General features: G+C 70.4%; 16 protein-coding genes and 1 pseudogene. 7 read left to right on the top strand and 10 right to left on the bottom strand.

Annotated features, from left to right (window positions below; translation table 11 throughout):
• Nucleotides 1–8: 8 nt before the first annotated feature.
• Nucleotides 9–545: a hypothetical protein gene (locus ACIBTU_RS02425; protein WP_399124013.1), complete on the top strand. Its 537-nt coding sequence runs from the start codon at nucleotides 9–11 to the stop codon at nucleotides 543–545.
• Between the two features lie 288 nt (nucleotides 546–833).
• A complete protein-coding gene (locus ACIBTU_RS02420) occupies nucleotides 834–1,247 on the top strand; it encodes an isochorismatase family protein (RefSeq protein WP_399124012.1) in 414 nt (137 codons plus the stop codon).
• Nucleotides 1,248–1,320: 73 nt separating this feature from the next.
• On the opposite strand, the gene ACIBTU_RS02415 is transcribed toward ACIBTU_RS02420, so the two are convergent.
• A complete protein-coding gene (locus ACIBTU_RS02415) occupies nucleotides 1,321–2,808 on the bottom strand; it encodes a long-chain fatty acid--CoA ligase (protein WP_399124011.1) in 1,488 nt (495 codons plus the stop codon).
• Between the two features lie 167 nt (nucleotides 2,809–2,975).
• Between ACIBTU_RS02415 and ACIBTU_RS02410 the strand changes: the two genes are divergently transcribed.
• Complete coding sequence (locus ACIBTU_RS02410) at nucleotides 2,976–4,172, top strand: PucR family transcriptional regulator (protein WP_399124010.1); 1,197 nt, start codon at nucleotides 2,976–2,978, stop codon at nucleotides 4,170–4,172.
• A 58-nt stretch (nucleotides 4,173–4,230) separates the two neighbouring features.
• On the opposite strand, the gene ACIBTU_RS02405 is transcribed toward ACIBTU_RS02410, so the two are convergent.
• Both ACIBTU_RS02405 and ACIBTU_RS02400 read right to left on the bottom strand, forming a co-directional pair.
• Nucleotides 4,231–5,040 carry an NmrA/HSCARG family protein gene (locus tag ACIBTU_RS02405; RefSeq protein ID WP_399124009.1) on the bottom strand — a complete coding sequence of 270 codons (810 nt, stop codon included), beginning with the start codon at nucleotides 5,038–5,040 and terminating at the stop codon, nucleotides 4,231–4,233.
• A 184-nt stretch (nucleotides 5,041–5,224) separates the two neighbouring features.
• Nucleotides 5,225–5,905, bottom strand: a complete 681-nt coding sequence (locus ACIBTU_RS02400) for a GntR family transcriptional regulator (RefSeq protein ID WP_399124008.1) — start codon at nucleotides 5,903–5,905, stop codon at nucleotides 5,225–5,227.
• A 302-nt stretch (nucleotides 5,906–6,207) separates the two neighbouring features.
• Between ACIBTU_RS02400 and ACIBTU_RS02395 the strand changes: the two genes are divergently transcribed.
• Nucleotides 6,208–8,220: a collagenase gene (locus ACIBTU_RS02395; protein WP_399124007.1), complete on the top strand. Its 2,013-nt coding sequence runs from the start codon at nucleotides 6,208–6,210 to the stop codon at nucleotides 8,218–8,220.
• 102 nt (nucleotides 8,221–8,322) lie between these two features.
• Here the strand turns inward: ACIBTU_RS02395 and ACIBTU_RS02390 are convergent, their stop codons facing one another.
• Nucleotides 8,323–8,928 carry a dihydrofolate reductase family protein gene (locus ACIBTU_RS02390; protein WP_399124006.1) on the bottom strand — a complete coding sequence of 202 codons (606 nt, stop codon included), beginning with the start codon at nucleotides 8,926–8,928 and terminating at the stop codon, nucleotides 8,323–8,325.
• Nucleotides 8,929–9,004: 76 nt separating this feature from the next.
• Complete coding sequence (locus ACIBTU_RS02385; RefSeq protein ID WP_399124005.1) at nucleotides 9,005–9,583, bottom strand: nuclear transport factor 2 family protein; 579 nt, start codon at nucleotides 9,581–9,583, stop codon at nucleotides 9,005–9,007.
• Between the two features lie 212 nt (nucleotides 9,584–9,795).
• On the opposite strand from ACIBTU_RS02385, the gene ACIBTU_RS02380 reads away from it, so the two are divergent.
• Nucleotides 9,796–10,866, top strand: coding sequence for a helix-turn-helix transcriptional regulator (locus ACIBTU_RS02380; protein WP_399124004.1), 1,071 nt, complete (start codon nucleotides 9,796–9,798; stop codon nucleotides 10,864–10,866).
• On the opposite strand, the pseudogene ACIBTU_RS02375 reads toward ACIBTU_RS02380, so the two are convergent.
• The 3 genes and pseudogenes from ACIBTU_RS02375 to ACIBTU_RS02365 form a co-directional block, all read right to left on the bottom strand.
• Nucleotides 10,806–11,972, bottom strand: a pseudogene (locus ACIBTU_RS02375) (MFS transporter); the annotation flags it as partial. The gene ACIBTU_RS02380 and the pseudogene ACIBTU_RS02375 sit on opposite strands and share 61 nt — an antisense overlap.
• Before the next feature lie 94 nt (nucleotides 11,973–12,066).
• Nucleotides 12,067–12,423 carry a hypothetical protein gene (locus ACIBTU_RS02370; protein ID WP_399124003.1) on the bottom strand — a complete coding sequence of 119 codons (357 nt, stop codon included), beginning with the start codon at nucleotides 12,421–12,423 and terminating at the stop codon, nucleotides 12,067–12,069.
• A gap of 336 nt (nucleotides 12,424–12,759) precedes the next feature.
• On the bottom strand, nucleotides 12,760–13,524 hold the full coding sequence (locus tag ACIBTU_RS02365) for an MBL fold metallo-hydrolase (RefSeq protein WP_399124002.1): 765 nt from the start codon (nucleotides 13,522–13,524) through the stop codon (nucleotides 12,760–12,762).
• A 127-nt stretch (nucleotides 13,525–13,651) separates the two neighbouring features.
• On the opposite strand from ACIBTU_RS02365, the gene ACIBTU_RS02360 reads away from it, so the two are divergent.
• Nucleotides 13,652–14,617, top strand: coding sequence for an ArsR/SmtB family transcription factor (locus ACIBTU_RS02360; protein WP_399124001.1), 966 nt, complete (start codon nucleotides 13,652–13,654; stop codon nucleotides 14,615–14,617).
• Between the two features lie 43 nt (nucleotides 14,618–14,660).
• Nucleotides 14,661–16,163, top strand: a complete 1,503-nt coding sequence (locus ACIBTU_RS02355) for a hypothetical protein (protein WP_399124000.1) — start codon at nucleotides 14,661–14,663, stop codon at nucleotides 16,161–16,163.
• A gap of 31 nt (nucleotides 16,164–16,194) precedes the next feature.
• On the opposite strand, the gene ACIBTU_RS02350 is transcribed toward ACIBTU_RS02355, so the two are convergent.
• Both ACIBTU_RS02350 and ACIBTU_RS02345 read right to left on the bottom strand, forming a co-directional pair.
• On the bottom strand, nucleotides 16,195–16,779 hold the full coding sequence (locus ACIBTU_RS02350) for a 2'-5' RNA ligase family protein (RefSeq protein WP_399123999.1): 585 nt from the start codon (nucleotides 16,777–16,779) through the stop codon (nucleotides 16,195–16,197).
• A 45-nt stretch (nucleotides 16,780–16,824) separates the two neighbouring features.
• Entirely contained in the window at nucleotides 16,825–17,484 is a 660-nt protein-coding gene (locus tag ACIBTU_RS02345; RefSeq protein ID WP_399123998.1) for a hypothetical protein, read from the bottom strand.
• Nucleotides 17,485–17,501: the final 17 nt, after the last annotated feature.

Here is a 17,501-nt window from a genome sequence, read left to right as displayed (position 1 = left end):
ATGCGGCGGTGTCAGACTTCATCAAGCAACTTCCCGCCCTGCTCGGGGTGATGATCGGAGCCTTCGGCTCGTACGTGGTGGTCATGCGGGGCGATCGGGCGAGGTTCCGTCGGGAGCACGCAGCCCGGTGGCAGGAGCGGCAGCTCGCCGCCTACACCGACTACGCGCTGACGCTGAAGAAGACGGTCACTCTTCATCGCCGTGTCGCAGCACATCTCGGCCACGACGGATATCCGCACCCCCTGCCGCCCACAAAGGCGGCTCCCCTCCTGGTCGACGCCACGGACGCCCGCTCCGCAGCCGGAGAAGGGCTGCTGATGCTCGGCTCCGCGGAGGTCGTAGAGGCTGCGCACGGGTGGGCGCTCACCGTGATGGAGGTCGAAGGCCTTGTGCGCGCTCCCGGCTGTACCGCCGACACGTGGTCGGCGCAGATCGAGAAGCAGCGCGTGGCTCGGGAGAAGTACTACACGGCGATCCGTCGCGCCATGGAACTGCCGCCCGGCCACTCGGGCCGATGGCAGCTCCCGCCGACCCACCTCTCCTGAGCCGAACCGGCGTGGTCCTGCCCGATGGCCCCGACGCCCCGCGCGGCATCCCCGGCCACAGCCCCGCTCGACGAGAGTGCGCGCCCCGCTCCGTCCGCTCCGTCCGCTCCGTCAGGCCTTGGTCTTGCGGCGGAGGAGCGCCACGAGCAGGACGGGGGCGGGGATGAGGTGCAGGGGGATCAGGCACAGGGCGGCGGTGTCGCTGACGCCGGGCTGATCGGCCGGGGAGGCGCCGAGGAGGTTGAAGGGCGAGGCGACGCTGAGTACCGCGAAGCGGTGGCGAGGGCGGTGAAGCTCGCTCGCGAACTGCCCTCCGTACCGGAGATCGACCGCACCGGAGTCAACGCGTGGGAGGACGAGGACTTCCGCACCGCCATCGAGGCCACCGGCCGGAGGAAGATCGTCATGGCCGGCCTGTGGACCGCGGTCTGCCTGGCGTTCCCCACCCTGGACATGCTCCGCGAGGGCTACGAGGTGTACCCCGTCATCGACGCCGTCGGAGGCGTCTCCCCCGTGACACACAGCACCGCCATCGAACGGATGGTGCAGGCCGGAGCGCAGCCGATCACCTCGATCGCCTTCGGCTGTGAGCTCATGCGCAACTGGGCACGCGCGGATGCCGACCGGTTCCGCGTGATCATCAATGACTACTTCCGCCGCAAGCGGGACATCGGAGCCGCCACGGGGACCCTGTTCCAGTGAGCGTGCAGCGCCCGATCGGCAGGGCACGAACCACACACAGGATGACGGCTTCCGAGTCGTCAGATACGCGCGGTCAGACCGACGGCACGGCGATCTCCCGCTTGAGGATCTTGCCGCTCGGCCCCAACGGGAGCTTGTCCACGATCCACACCTGACGGGGGTACTTGTAGGCAGCCACGCGCTCCTTGACGTACTCCCTCAACTCGTCCGGCACGGCGTGCGCGTCGGGGCGCAGCACCACCACCGCGGTGACTTCCTCGCCGAGTTCGGCGTGGGGCACACCGAGCACCGCCGCCATGGCCACGGCGGAGTGCTCGTGGAGCACTTCCTCGATCTCCCGCGGATAGACGTTGTAGCCGCCGCGAATGATCATGTCCTTCTTGCGGTCGACGATGTACAGGTATCCGTCCTCGTCCGCGCGGGCGAGGTCTCCGCTGCGGAGCCAGCCGTCGGGGATCGCGGCCTCGGTCTCCTCCGGACGGTTCCAGTAGCCCTTCATCACGTTGGGCCCTCGAACAGCGAGCTCACCGATCTCTCCCGCAGGCACGTCGTTGCCCTCGGCGTCCAGGAGCCGTACTTCCACGTCCCGGATGGGAGTGCCGATGGACCCGGCCTTGCGCGGGCGGTCGGGGTGGTTGAACGTGACCACGGGGCTGGTCTCGGACATGCCGAAACCTTCGAGCACCTGACAGCCGAAGCGCTGCTCGAAGCGCTGGAGGATCTCCACCGGCAAGGACGCTCCGCCGGAGATGCACATGCGCAGGGTCGAGACGTCCGCGCCGGACGGGCTCTGCAGGAGCGCGGCGTACATGGTCGGCACCCCCTCGAACACCGTCGCCCGCTCGCGGGCGACGGCGTCCAGGACGGCCTGGGGGTCGAACCTGGGGATCAGGACGAGGGACGCGCCGCTGCGGACTGCCGCGCTCATGGTGCAGACCTGCCCGAAGATGTGGAACAGCGGCAGGCAGCCGACCACCACGTCCTCGGGGGTCAGCTGCTGGACGTGGACGCCGTTGACCTCGGTGTTGTGCCGCAGTCCGGCGTGCGTGAGAACGGCGCCCTTGGGGCGGCCGGTCGTGCCGGAGGTGTACAGCAGGACGGCCATGTCCTCGCCCTCGGCCTCCGTCACCTCCCACACCGGCTCGTGCGCGGTCAGCGCCGCGGCGAAGGAAGCGGGTTCCACGGTCGTGTGCCGCACGCCGGCGGCGGCCGCGCCCTGCGCGCCTTCGCCCGGTGCCTGGTGCCATTCGAAGAGCCGCACCGCGCCCGAGTCCGCGAGGTGGAACTCCACCTCGCGGGTCTTCAGCAGGGGGTTCATCGGGACCACGACCGCGCCTGCGCGCAGGGCTCCGTAGTAGAGGACGACGAACTCGGGAACGTTGGGCAGCATGAGGGCGACCCGGTCCCCCGGTCGGACACCTTCGGCCTTGAGGAGGGCGGCGGCACGGGCACTGCGCTCGTTCAGCTCCTGGTAGGTGATGTGCTGCTCGCCCAGCAGCAGCGCGGAGCGCTCGGGATGCCGCTGCGCCGTCTCCTCGAGGAACGCTGCCAGATTGGCCATGACCCGCCTCCGTTACGCGTTACATGAAACGCAAGGTGTTTACATCGTCGACATCTTGCAGTCGGACCCGGCCCACCCCCTATGGGCCGGCGGACAGCATCCGACCCTCATCTTTGTTTCCCAGAACAATCCAGTGACATTAAGCTGCGGAGATGTTGCTTTCAGGTGTGGCCGCAGCTCTCCGGTCGCGGCTCCCGGAGCTGGGCGAGCGCATGGCGGTGCGGATCCGCTCCGACGTGGCTTCGTACAACGAGGCGTCGCTGATCACCCCGAAGTCGTTGTCCCGCTCGTGCGCCGCGAACGCGGATCTCGTCCTCAACCACCTGTGGCACGGGGGCACCCTCGACGTGAGTTCGGCCCGGCAGACCGGGCGGGCCCGCGCCGAACAGGGCGTGCCGCTGGCGGACACCCTGCACGCGTACCGGATCGGCACCGAGTTGCTGTGGACGGAGCTTCTCGCGGAGGCGCGCAGGCACCCGGAAGTCTCCGACGACCATCTGGTGTCGGAGTCGGCGCGCTTCTGGTCGCTGTTCGGTCTGCTCGCGGAGGCGGTGGCGGCGGCGTACCGGGAGGCGTCGACCGAGCTGACCTCTCGTGTGCAGGCGAGGCGCTCCGCCCTGGTGACGTCGCTGTTCGCGGGCGTCACCACCGACCGCACGCTCTGGGAAGCAGCGCGCGAGCTGGGGCTGCCGGAGCACGGACCGTACGCGGTGGCCGTCGTAGAGGCTGTGACAGAGGCTGTCGCGGCAACCGGCGCGTCGTTCGCCGAGACGGAAGCGGCACTGCTGCGAGCGAACCTGCCGTCCGTCTGGGAGCCGCTGCCCGACCAGCACCTTGCTCTGATCGCTCTGCCGGCCGAGGCATCGGAGAAGACCTGCCTGCGCGTCCTGCGCCGGTCCGGTGCGCGCGTGGGCTTCAGTCCGCTCTTCGCGTCGCTGTCGGAGTTGCCGCAGGCGCTGCGCTTCGCCCGCCTGGCTCTGTCCGCTCAGGGCACGAGCCCCGGAGTGGCCCGATTCGACGACGATCCGCTGGCGATGGTCGTCGCCGCCGCACCCACGGAGGGCGCTCACCTGATGCGGGCGGTTCTGGGACCGGTGCTCGGGCTGCCCGCGGTGGAGCGCTCCCGCCTCCTGCGGACTCTGGAGCACTGGTTCGCCGCCGCCGGATCGGCCGGGGACGCCGCGCAGAGCCTCTTCGTCCACCCCAATACGGTCCGCTACCGCCTGCGCCGCGTCGAGGAGCTGACGGGCCGGTCCCTCTCCGACCCCCGGACGGTGGCCGACGTCAGCGTGGCACTCCTCGCCGTGCGCAACTCCGCGGCCAAGGCCGAACGTCGTTCCCCGGCCAAGGGCGATACCGGCTGAAGCCTGAAGCGGACGGCGCACAGGCTGCATGCGGCGGCGGCCGGTGTGGTGGGCGGAGTCAGGAGATGGCTGACTGCAAGCGTCGGGTGAGGAAGCGCTCGAGCGACATGAGCCCGGGATGCACACGCCGCAGCGCGGGGATGTCCGCCTGGTACCCCTCCTCGGCGAACCACTCGAACATGCGCTCTTCGATCGGCCGGGCCTCGAAACGTGTCGTCACGCCGGTGACACGTTCGTAGATGGCCGCCACCTCGGGGAAGGTGAGCTCGTCGCCGGCCAGTTCGATCTGGCGTCCGAGGTAGCTCTGCGGGTCGTCGAAGGCTGCCGCGGCGAAGAACCCGATGTCGTCGGCGGCGATCAGCTGCATGGGCTTGTCCGGTCTGACGGGGAGCGACATGACGCGCTCGCCTGCCGCGTCGGCATAGTGCAGCAGGTTGTTCATGAAGAAGACCGGCCGCAGTACGGTCGCGGGAAGACCGAGGGCCTGGATGTGCCGCTCGATCTCGGCCTTGGTCTCGAAGTGGTCGATCCCGGTGCCGCGTTCGGCGCCGCCGACGGAGCTGTACACGAAGTGCCCGACCCCCGCCGCCTCCGCGGCATCGGCCACCGCCTTGCCCTGCCGGACCTCCTCTGCCAAGGTCGCCGGCTCGTAGGCGAGCGCCTGCACGCTGAACACACCGTGCACGCCGGTCATGGCGCGACGCAACGACGCCACGTCGTTCATGTCGCCCGGCACGAGTTTCGCGCCCCGCTCCGCCAGGTCCCGGGCCTCACGCTTGTCCGGGTCCCGGACCAGAGCCCGGACGTCGAAGCCACGAGCGAGCAACGCGCGTGCGGTGGCACCTCCCTGGTTCCCCGTCGCACCCATGACCAGGACACTCTGTGCGCTCTCCACAACAACTCCCCCACCTCGCGGTCGGCCGCAGCCGTCTGCGGCGCGTGCTCCGACCCGATCCTGCAACCTCAACCGCAGTTGAGATCAACCCGCCACCGTCCCGGCCCCACCTCAGGATTCGGGATCTTCTTCGAAGGGCGTCGGGTGGTGAACTCCCTCAAGGGGCAGGGTCCTTGGTCTGGGCGTCGAGGCGGCGCAGATGGGTGCGCATGCGGGACTCGGCGGCCGGGGCGTCGCGGGCGATGACCAGGTCGAGGAGGATCTCGTGCTCCTCGGCCGATTCCATGAGCCGGCCGGCCTCGGCGAGGCCCGCGAGCCCGTAGAGCCGGGAGTGGCCGCGCAGGGCGCCGACGACCTCCACCAGGCGGCGGTTTCCCGCGAGTTCGAGCAGCGCGAGGTGGAACCGGCGGTCCGCCTCGAGGAAGGCCACGAGGTCTCCGGCCCGGGCCGCGGCCACGATCTCGTGGGCCACCGGGCGCAGTCGCTCGAGGCGTTCGGGGTCGCCGGTCCGCGCCACCACGCCGACGGTGGGCACCTCGATCAGTTCGCGTACGGCGACGTACTCGGCCAGATCACGCTGGGTCAGCTCGGTGACGCGGAAGCCCTTGTTGGGGACCGGCTCGACCATCCCCTCGCGGGTCAGGTCCAGCATCGCCTCGCGCACCGGCGTCGCGGACACGCCGAACTGGGCGGCGAGTTGGGGAGCCGAGTACACCTGCCCCGGGCGCAGTTCACCCGCGACGAGCGCGGCGCGCAGGGCGTGCGCGACATGGTCGCGGATGCTGCGCCGGGCCGGCACGGCGGGCAGCTTCAGCGCGTGGTCTGCGGGCGTGGACACACACTGCTCCTCATGGGCCGGCGGAGTACCGCGCCTGCGGGTGCGGTACTCCGGGTGCGGCGCGAACGGCGATCGTACTGATCTTACGACCGGTGGGCGCCGCACCACCCCCCTCGCGACGGGCCGAGGCCGACTCCGGCACCTGCGGCCGACCGCCGTCGAACCTTGGCCGACTCCGCACCTTCTCAAGTTCAGTGCGATGTGAAATTGTACTGCCACATCGCACTGGCGTGTTCACATCAAACATCAACATCGCGCGCTCGTGCGGCCGTTGGATCAACACCCCCCACAGGAGATCCCGGATGCATGGTCACGATCGAAGAAGCACCCCACGCCGCTGTCTCGCCCGAGCGACAGGCACCGGCGTGCTCGCTCTCGCCCTGGCACTCGGCGTCGGCGTAACCCCGGACGGCCGGAGCGGGGCCGAAGCGCAGGCGGCGGCGTCCACCGTCGCACTCACCCCTGCGAGCGCGGTCCGCACCGCGAACACCGGCCCCTCCCCCGCCGATCCGTCCGCCGCGCCGGACCGTCCCGGCAGCAAGCGGCTACCGGTGAAGGAGCGGGCGCCCCTGCCCGCCTCGAAGGACACCCTGACCCGCGAGCACGGCGAACGGTCCGCCGCGAAGCCCTCGCACCCGCGGCCGTCGATGCGTGCCCTGGGCGCGAAACGCCGGGCAGCCGCGTGCTCACCGGGCGACTTCACCGGCAGCACCGGCGCCGAACTCGTCGCCCATATCCAGGGGGCCACACCCGACTGCATCAACACCCTGTTCTCGCTCACCGGTTCGGACGCGGCCGGCGCGTTCCGCCAGGAGCAGATGGTGACGGTCGCGAACGCGCTGCGCGACGGTTCGGCCGGATACCCGGGCGACGGCAGCACCGGCATGCCGCAGACGGTCCTGTATCTGCGGGCCGGCTACTACGTGCACTGGTACAACGAGCCCGATGTGGGCGAGTACGGGCCCCAGTTGAAGTCCGCGATCCAGGGCGGCCTCGACGCCTTCTTCGCCTCCGAGCACTCGCGGGACGTCACCGAAGCCAACGGGGAGACCCTCGCCGAAGCGATCACCCTGATCGACAGCTCGGAGGAGAACGCCCGCTATCTGCCCGTGGTCGAGCGAATGCTGACCGGCTACAACTCCTCGTACGACGACAAATGGTGGATGCTCAACGCCGTCAACAACGTGTACACGGTGCTCTGGCGCGGCCATCAAGTACCCGACTTCGTCCCGGCGGTCGAGGCCGATCCGGGGGTGCTCGACACACTGCGCACCTTCGCCGCGGAGCACGTCGCGATGCTGGGAGGTGAGCGTTCGTACCTGGTGTCCAACGCGGGCCGCGAGCTCGCCCGGTTCGTGCAGCATCCGGGGCTCGCGGACACGGTGCGCCCGCTGATGAAGGAACTGCTCGGCCTCTCCGACATGACCGGCCCGACCGCCGGGCTCTGGGTCGGGGTCGCCGAGATGGCCGACGCCTACGACCAGGCCAACTGCGCCGAGTACGGCGTGTGCGACCTCGCGCAGCGGCTGCGTGACGCGGTCCTCACCGACCGGCAGAGCTGCAGTGACAGCATCTCCGTGGTCGCGCAGAACATGTCGGCCGGCGACTTCTCTACCGCCTGCGAGAGCCTGAACGGTCAGGACGCCTTCTTCCACGAGGTCGCCCGGGACCCGGGGCCGGTGAAGGACGATCACAACACCCGCATCGAGGTGGTCGTCTTCGACTCCAGCGCCGACTACCAGACGTACGGCGGGGTGATCTTCGGCATCGACACCAACAACGGCGGCATGTACCTCGAGGGCGACCCCTCCGTGCAGGGGAATCTGCCGCGCTTCATCGCCTACGAGGCGGAGTGGACCCGCCCGGACTTCCAGATCTGGAACCTCAACCACGAGTACACGCACTATCTGGACGGGCGCTTCGACATGCACGGCGACTTCGCGGACGGCACGTCCACGCCGACCGTGTGGTGGATAGAGGGCTTCGCGGAGTACGTCTCGTACACCTATCGCGGGCTGCGGTACGAGGAGGCCGTCACGGAGGCCGGCAAGAAGACGTACCGGCTGAGCGAACTCTTCGGCACCACCTACGAGAACGCGGACACCACGCGGGTCTACCGCTGGGGGTACCTCGCGGTGCGCTACATGCTGGAGAAGCACCCGTCGGACCTCGACACGGTGCTCGGCGCCTATCGCGCCGGTGACTGGGCGGGTGCTCAGCGGCACCTGACGCAGACCATCGGGACGCGCTACGACGCCGACTGGAACAGCTGGCTGGACGCCTGCGCGCAGGGTGGCTGCGCCCGAGCGTCCTGACACGTCCAGAAAGTCCCGCCAGGTAATACGTAAGACGCCGCCGGCCGGCGCGGAGCGGTCTCCAGACCGCAGCCCCGCGCCGGCCGGTCGGCGACAGCGAGGTCACGCAGGGACGTCGAGCGGGGGGTGCTCGAGCACGCGGGGCTTGTACTCGACCAGCTGGATACCGCCGTCGAAGGTGCGGTGCTCGTTCATCTCGAGGGCGACGTCGGGATAGCCGTCGTAGATGCGCTCCTCCCCCGTGGCCCCGGTGATCACCGGGAACATCACGACCCGGAACCGGTCGACGAGTCCCGCCCGCAGCAGGGACCGGCACAGACTGAGGCTGCCGATCGTGCTGAGAAGCCCCGAGCCACTCGCCTTCATGCCGCGGACCGCCTCGATCGCGTCGTCGCGGACGAGCGTGCAATTGGCCCACTTCAGCGGCTCTTCGAGCGAGGAGGAGAACACCACCTTGCGCGCTTTGGTGAGCTCGTCGACGGACGCCTCTTCCTCGGGCCTGAATTCGTCCTGCCCACTGGGGACCTCACCTGCGGCGAAGCCCGACATCAGACGGTAGGTGTTTGCTCCCATCACGTAGGTGACCTCGGGCTGCTCACCGAGCCATCCGAGGTACTCCGGGCTCTCCAGACCCCAGAATCCGGGCCAGCCCTCGCCCGAGGCGTAGCCGTCGAGAGTGGTGATGAAGTCGACCAGAAGCTCCGACATGACGGTTCCTTTCCTGCGGTGTCACCACTGTGGACCGACCGCGGGACACAAACTCATCGGCCACGCCGACCATCTCCTACGAACGGGCCGCCTCGCGGACGCGGCGGGTGAGGTCTTGAAGCGGGTCCGAACCGTCGCGCCCGGGCCGAGGCCCATCCGCCTCGGGAGCGATCCGCAGGCCGGCGTCGCTCCGCGTCCACTCCCGGACCGCGAAGCGCTCGACGATGGCCCAGCGCCCGTCCCGTCGCGTCAGGTGGTCGACATAGCGGAAGCCACTCGTGAAGTTGAGCCGCGCGTCGTCGGCGGGTGAACCCCAGTGCACGGCCGTGCCGTACGTCTCCGCCACGGCGTGGTCGCCGAGCAGTTCGACACTGTGGTTGCCGATGATGTGCTGGGTGCCGTCGAACGCGCGCAGCAGAGGTTCCACCCAGGCGATGTAGGCGTCCACCGGGCCGCTGAAGCCCGTGTGGTGGTCCACGCCGTCGGGATGGTAGGCGGAGCGGACCAGGTCGAGGTCGAGGCGGTCGACACCGCGGCAGTAGGTCAGGACGACCTCGTGGATCAGCTGCCGATCGGCGAGTTCACGTAGAGGCGCGGACGGTTCCTGCACGGCGGGCCCCTGCCGGGTGGGGGACGAGCACTGCCCTGTTCGCATGCCCGTGACTCTACGAGCCCGAGCCAAGCAAATGCTAGGTCGAGCGATCGACGGGGCAGTGTGACGGCGTACATCCGGGTCTGCTCGGCGGGGAGGTATTAGAGTGGCGACGGAGGGCTTGGCGCTGCATCCCCCGTCGGCGCCAGGCCCTTCTCCGTCCCCACCCCACGAGCACTGTGTGTGGCTGTGGGCCGGTGGGACATGATGGGTTCATGCGCGCGGCCCGACTCCTTTCGCTCCTTCTGCTGTTGCAGAATCGCGGCCGGCTGACGGCCGGTGAGCTCGCAGCGGAGCTGGGGGTCTCGATCCGGACGGTCTACCGGGACATCGAGTCACTGAGCGGCGCGGGCATCCCGGTCTACGGGGACGCCGGGCACCATGGCGGTTACGAGCTGGTCGGCGGTTACCGGACCCGGCTCACCGGACTGCACGCCGACGAGGCCGAGTCCCTGTTCCTGGCCGGACTGCCCGGTGCGGCGGACGATCTGGGACTGGGTGAGGTGCTGGCGGCGGCGCAGCTGAAGCTGACCGCGGCGCTGCCGGCCCCGCTCCGGGACCGGGCCGGCCGGGTCCGTGAGCGGTTCCACCTCGACGCGCTGGGCTGGTACCGGGAACAGGACTCCCCGCCCGCTCTCATGGCGCTCGCCCAGGCCGTGTGGAACCAGCGGCGCATCCGGGTGCGCTACCGCCGCTGGGCCGAGCCGCAGGAGGTCGAGCGTGAGCTCGACCCCTACGGCCTGGTCCTCAAGGCGGGCGTCTGGTACCTCGTCGCGGCGGTGGACGGCGCGGCGCGGACCTATCGGGTGTCGTCGATCCTGCGCCTGGACGTCGGCGAGGAGGGCTTCGAGCGTCCCGACGGGTTCGATCTGGCCGCGCACTGGCAGGACTACCTCCGCGTCTACGACGCGCGCAGACTGCGCCTTCAGGCTTCCGTCCGCATCGCTCCGGCGCTGCTGTCCGCGCTGCCGGACCGTCTGGACGCGGCGCTGGTCCGCGCCGTCGAAGCGTCGGCGGGGCCGCCGGGGGCTGACGGCTGGGTGACCGCGACGGTACCGCTGGAGTCCGTCGAACTGGCGGTGCCGGCGCTGCTGTCGCTGGGGCCGGACATCGAGGTACTGGCTCCCGAGGAGTTGCGCCGCGCGATCGCGGCGACCGCGGCGGCGGTGCTCGACCGGTACCGGCCGGTGGACGCGTCCGACCGGGCCGGGACCGGTGACCTCAGCAGCAGTGCGGCGGACAGCGTCGCCAGCAGGGAAAGGGCGGCGAGGACCGCGAAGCCGTAGCGGGTGTCAGTGTGGTCGGTGACCGACGCGACCAGGAACATGACCCCGACCGTGGCCGCAAGGCCGCCGCCGTTCGCCAGCCCGAAGACTCTGCCCACCGAGGCATCGTCGGCCGAGGACATCAGCATGGTCCGCGAGGCGATCCGGGCCTGCCCGAAGACGAACGCGCCCAGTGGCACGCCGAGGAGGTATCCCGCGATGCCGAACTCGCTCTGCAGCAGCAGGCCGGCGTCGCAGAGCAGGAAGCCCACGACGGCGACGCGCAGGTCGGGCCAGTGTCTGCCGACGATGCGGTAGGCGCCGGTCGCCGCCAGGAAGCCGAGGCTCCCCAGGGCGTCCACGGTGCCGAACGTCCCGGGCCCCAGGTGGAGTTCGCCGATGACCGCGGTGGGCAGCAGCGCGTTGAAGACCGTGACGACCACGCTCCCCTGGGCGTAGAGCAGGATGAAGTGACGCATCCGCAGCGGCACGCGGGGAGCCGTCGGGGCCGGCGCCGGGCTCGCGTCGGGGGTGGCCGTCGGCACCCGGTTCGGGCGGCGCCCCACGGCGGCGACGCAGAGCGCCGAGACGACGAACGTCCCGGCGTTGAACACCAGCAGCGGCACGGCGCCGAACGCCTGCACGGACAGGCCGCCGATCGTCGCCGACAGCAGCATCCCCGCCTGGGTCCCCATCTCGTAGCGGGCGTTGAACCGCCGCAACCGGTCCGCCGCGACCCGTTCCTTGATCAGTGCGGAACTCGCCGGAAAGAACAGGGCGCCGACCACGGCCAGCATCAGATTGGCGCCGTAGATGCCGGGCCCCGTGGAACCGCCGCAGACCAGCCACAGCGGCAGCCCGAGGGCCAGGGCGGCACTGGCGAGATCGCAGCCGATCCACAGGGCCCGCCGGTCGAAGCGGTCGGCGAGCCGTCCGAAAAGGGGCGAGAGCAGTGCTTGCGGCCCGGCGACGGCGATGAAGAGCCAGCCGACGGCCATCATGGTCCGCTGCTCCCTGATCATGAGCAGCGCGCCCGCGATGAGCTGGACGTTGTTGCCGAGAGCGGTGGCGAAGGCCGCGGGCACGAGCAGCCGTTCGGCCCGGCGGGAGTGGTGACTGAGGGGCATCGCATCAGTGTCCGGACGTTCACTGACATCTCCTGTCAGTGAACTTCTCCTACGACCGACCGGCTGCCGTGGGGGGCTGTGAGGTCAGTGCCTATCAGGCGGCGTTCGTCCTGCCGAGGAGCCAGGCCAGCACAGCCACGCCGACGGGTAGCGCGGCCATGAGGCCGACGAGGAATCCGACGCCCGGGTCAGCCAGCGCGGGAAAGGCCCGGTTCACTGCCGCTGTCACGAGCACGCTCACCGTTGCCAGCACAAGGAGAGCGGCGACCACGGCGAGCCGATGCGGCGGGCCCGATGCGCGGTACAACTCGGTCGCAGGCACGGTCGCGATCAGGCCCATCGCCATGACGACGGCATCGGTGTCGGGCGGCCACCCGAACGGATACCCGAGCGGCCAACCTGCCAGAGAGATCAACCCGGAGATGACCAGGGCGACCAGTTCCATCGCCATGGTGGACACCACCGGGCGCCACCAGGGGCGTCGGATCGAGCCGCTCCCACTGTCCTTCTCAAGGGCCACATCGTCAGGGTAGCCATCGACGGGGCAAACGCTCCCTGATGCGTCACCGGTCAATTGCCGTCAGCCGGTTGAGAACCGCTGGGGCGGAGTTGAACCCGACGAGACCTGAATCGCCTGATCGTCACATGCCGACGAAACTCAGTGTTTCCGCCAGTTCCGCCCGCCCGGTGCGCAGGTGTGGCACGCCGTCCTTCTCGAATCCCACCGAGACGCCGGTCTGACGCCGTCGCCTCGGGCCTGAGTCTTGGCACTGCCGAATCAATGGGTCTATGCGAACGGCGCGCTCAGGTAGGTGTGTGCGCGTTCCCGCAGGCGGTGCCCGGAGATGCTGCGGCCGTGGCCCGGGTGAGCGATCGACAGATCCAGGTCGGCCAGGCGCGCCAGACTGCGCCGGTAGTCCGACGGGTCGGATTCGGGGAGGTCGTCGATGAGGTGGCCGTCGTAGATGACGTCGCCGGTGAACAGAGCTCCGGTGCGTTCCTCGAAGAGGGCGATGCAGCCAGGAGTGTGTCCGGGCAGATGCAGCACGGTCAGCGAAAGCCCTCCGAGGTCGATGACGTCCCCGTCCTGGAGGCTGCGGTGCACCGTGAGCGGCTGCACGCGATAGGCGCGAGGGTCGTAGCCGGTGTGGGGCAGCGCGTCGATCAGTAGGTCCGGCAGGTTCTCTCCCGCTGGCTCCACACCGAGTTGGCGGTAGAGCTCGGGACCGTTGAGGCTGGCGGGCACGCCCTGTGCAAGGGTCTCCTCGGCGGCCTTGTGGGCCGCGCGTTCCGTGAACTCGTGTGCTCCGCCGACATGGTCCAGGTGCGCGTGGGTGAGGACGACCAGGGGATCCCGCTCGAACATGTGCGGGATGTGGCGGCGCAGAGAAGCGACACCCAGACCCGCGTCCACGACGAGGTCACGGTCCGTTCCGCGCAGCCACCACAGGTTGGCCCGCACCAGCTTGTCGGCGTGCGGCTCGGTGATGCGCACGACACCGTCGTCCCGCTCTTCCAGCGCGAACCAGCCATGAGCGCGCGCCAGAGTCATCGGCCCGTCCCTCGCACGACGCGTCGGGGCACGGCCGTCGCCGAGCCTCGCCCGGCAGAAGCAGTAGTCATGGAGGTGATCCCACCCGGCGGACCGCCTGTGGTGCGAGACATTTAGTCTGGGCCGAATGTTGCTGCTGCGGCTCGACCTGGACGATCTCGCCTCGGTCCGGTTCGCGTGTTCCCCGCTGCAGGAGACGGTGCTGAGCCTGCGGGCGTGGCAGAACCCGGTCCGGCATGCCGAGCATCAGCCCTTCCTGCGCCAGAGCGCCCCGCTGCTGCGGCAGCTCGACCGGCCCCTGCTCCAGTCTTTGCTCGGGCCGCGCGGACGCATCGCCGACTTCCTGACCCCTCATCCCGGCGGCCCGTCCCCCGATGTCGACGACGAGTTCAGGGTGCTGCGGGCGACGCCGGCCGAGCGTGTGACGACCGAACTGGCCCAGGCCGCCGGTAGTACGGAACCGGGCCCCGTACTCGTCCAGGCGTACCGGGACCCCCTGGCCCTGCTCACGCGCATCGCCGACGCCCTGCACGCCTACTGGGCGCTCGTGGTCGCGCCGCACTGGCCGCGCATGCAGGCGGTTCTGCGGTCCGACATCCTGCACCGGGCCCGGCGGCTGGCCGACGGCGGCGCCGCGGCGCTGCTGCCCGACATCGACCCGGGCCTGCGCTGGCGGTCGGGCACCCTCACCGTGGACGCCCTGCGCGACGAACGCCGTGACCTCGCGGTGGACGGCCGCGGAGTGACCTTCACCCCGTCCCTGTTCTGCGACCATGCCAGCACGCTCCTCAACCCCGCGCTGGCGCCCAGGATCGCGTACCCCGCGCGAGGCCGCGGCACGGTCTGGCACACGCACGCGGCCGCCCCGCCGAAGGCCCTGGCCGACCTGCTCGGCGGTACCCGCGCTCTCCTCCTGACCCAGCTCGCGGAGCCCGCGAGCACCACCGACCTGGCCCACCGGCTGGGGCTCAGCCCCGGCACGGTGAGCCAACATCTGAGTGTTCTCCGCCGGGCGGGACTGGTCACCCGGGCCCGGCAGGGGCACTTGGTGCTGTACCTGCGCAGCCCGCTCGGTGACCAACTGACGGCCTGAACCGGTCGGCGCGGTTCAGGAGACCGGGTGGCAGGATGACGCGGTGTCCGACTCCCTGCGTGAACCCTGGCTGCGCGGCATCGCCTTCAACCGGGCGGCGCCCTCCGACGTACTGCTACGCCTGTTGGATCGGGCGGCCGGGGCGGCCGGCCCGCTGCTGTGCGAGGGGCGTGACCTCCCTGACGCCGTCATCGACGCGGCTCTGCGCCATCCGGACGGTTTCGTCCGCCGCGCTCTGGCCCGCAACCCGTACGTCGACGCGACCCGCCTCGCCCCCTTGGCGACGGACCCGTCGGGGATCGTGCGCGGGTGGCTCGCCGGCGGCCCGCGCGGGTACCCCCGTCGGGTCCGGCCACTGCCGGACGACGTCCTCGTCACCCTCCTGACCGCGCAGGACGGCGGTGAGGACGGCAAGGTCACCGCGAACGAGATCATCGGGGAGCTCGACGCGTCACGGCAGATCCCGCCGTCCTTCTTCCGCTCCATGGCCGGCCGCGAGCACCCCGAACTGCGGGCACTGGCCACCTGGAGGTGGCAGTCGCTCACCCCGGATCAGCGGGCGGGGCTGCTCGACGATCCGGACCCCACGGTCCGAGAAGCGGCGCGGGACAGGAACTGGGCGCTGGACCCGGAACGGGTGGAGGCCACGCTGCCGTCGCTCGACGCGCGCAATGCCTGGGTGTTCGCCACGTGTGCCCTGTCCCCCGCGCTCGTCGAGCAGTGCTTCGCGGACGGCACGGTGCACCCCCTGACCCGCAATCCACACATCCCGGCCTCCGCCGTCGCCCGGCTCGCCCGCCACCCCGAGGCGCAGGTCCGCGCGCTGGTCGCCACTCGGCCCGACCTGACAGCGGACCTGGTCGCGGAGTTGAGACAGGACCCGGACGACGAGGTACGGGCCCGTGCGCGCCTGCGCCCCTTCCTCCGCACCTGGGCCGAGTACCAGGCGATCCAGTGGGGCATCGGGCACGGCCTGGACTGCACCTGCCCGATCGGCGAACCGTTCTCCGCGACGAGCACCGATCCGGCCGTCGGGCCGTCCCCCGACTGGTTCGCCGCCTGTGCGGTGTCCGAGGAACCCGTACTGCGCCGGGTCGCCGCGAGTTGGCCGGGCCTGCCGGCGGAACACGTCGAAACCCTCACGCAGGACGAGGACGAGGAGGTGAGAATCCGGCTGGCCTGCCACCACCCGCTGACTCCACCACGCCTTCTCGTGGAGGTCTTCACGACCCGCCCGGCCCACCGTCCGCACCTGCGGACCCTGCCCGCACCCCCCCGCACCGGCTGGGCCCACCTCGTCGACCATCCCGATCCGGAGGTACGGGCCCGGGCCGCAGCCGACCCCGCCCTGTCTCACCCCCCGGTTCAGGACCCCGACGCGTCGGTACGCCAAGCAGCCGCCACCAACCCGAACCTGACACCAGAAACCCTGGAAGCCCTCCTCGCCGACCCGGACACGGCCGAAGGCGCAGCGGCCAATCCGGCCCTCCCCGTATCCCGGATGCACGCACTCCTCGACCACTGCCTCAACGCCACCACCGGCTGAGCGGCGTGCTCTGCCGGTCCCATGGCCTGCTTCATTCCCCGAATTTCCCGAGTTCCCCGAGTTCCCCGAACTCTCTGAATTCTCCGAGTGCGAACGACGCCCGTTCTTGCCACTTCGTGCCGTCGTGAACGATGAGTTCCACCGACGAGACGCGAGCGGTGAACGGGAGCCTGCCGGCGAGGTCGGCCTCGATCTCCTCGAGGGCGGCGTCTTCCTGTCCCTGAGCGATGGTCAGGTGCGGCACGATCTCGGCGAACCGGCCGCCGTACGGCGGCGCCTCGGGCCAACGCTCGGCGATCGCCTCCGTGAGCCGGCGCAACGGCGTGTCGGGCTCGGGGGCGAGGTACAGCACTCCGGGAAGTCGTCCGCATCTCTCGAACCGCAGGTCGAAGGCCGGGTGGCTGCCCAGCACGTTCGCGAGGGCCGCGTGGACGAGCGCATCGATTCGGCTCTCGTCGAGGAACGGGAAGAGCACGGTGACATGGGCTGGAACGCCGGCCCGGGCTGAGGGGTCGAACCGTTCGCGCCATGCGCGGACGGCCGGCTCCGCCTCCGGTATGCGGACGATGAGCCCCGTCCGGCCCGCCTGAAAATCACTGGTGCTGTCATCTGCCATGGCACCGCATGGTGTCACCTCCCTGTTTCCGGGTTGCGGCGGCCTCTACAGACCCACCACCGGGGCAAGTTGGGATCGCAGGGTGCCGGCGTGGGGCTGGAGGGAGCCGTCGAAGGCGGCGGAGCCGATGGTGAAGGCGTCGGCGCCGGCCGCCGCCAGTGCCTGTATCTGGTCGGTGCCGGTGATGGAGCCCGCGATGACCAGGCGGCCGCTGGTGGCGGCGCGGGCGGCGCGGACCAGGTCGAGAGGGTCGGCGTCGGTGGCGCGGTACGCGAGGAGGTCGACGCCCGCGCAGCCGGCCGCTTCGGCGCGCCGGCAGTCGTCGGCGATGCGGTCCGGGCTACCGGCGAGGCGGGTGGGGTGGCCCAGGGGTTCTCCGGCGAAGGGCAGGTAGCCGATGGATGTGCCGTGCAGGAGGTGGAGGGTCTCCTCGATCCAGGTGCCGCCCATGAGCCAGTCGACGCCGAGTTCGGTGGCCGTCCGTACCGAGGTGAGCGCCTGGTCCCGGTGGGTGCTGACGACTTCGAGGTAGGTGGTGGCGCCCATGTCCTTGATGCGGGTGTGGAGTTGGGCGAGTGTGCCGGGGTCGGCGCCGATGTCCTTGAAGCCGATGTGGGTGATGCCGAGGTCCTGGATGGTGTCGAGGACCTCGAGGCAGTCGGAGACGGTGCGGTCGTCGCGGGTGAGCATGAAGATGAAGTCCATGGGGTCCTTCGGTCCTC

Origin of the sequence: Streptomyces sp. NPDC050145, assembly GCF_044460245.1 — a bacterium.
Classification (GTDB): Bacteria; Actinomycetota; Actinomycetes; order Streptomycetales; family Streptomycetaceae; genus Streptomyces.
Note: the sequence above shows the minus strand (reverse complement) of the source record. Positions and strands in the feature narration are given on the sequence as shown.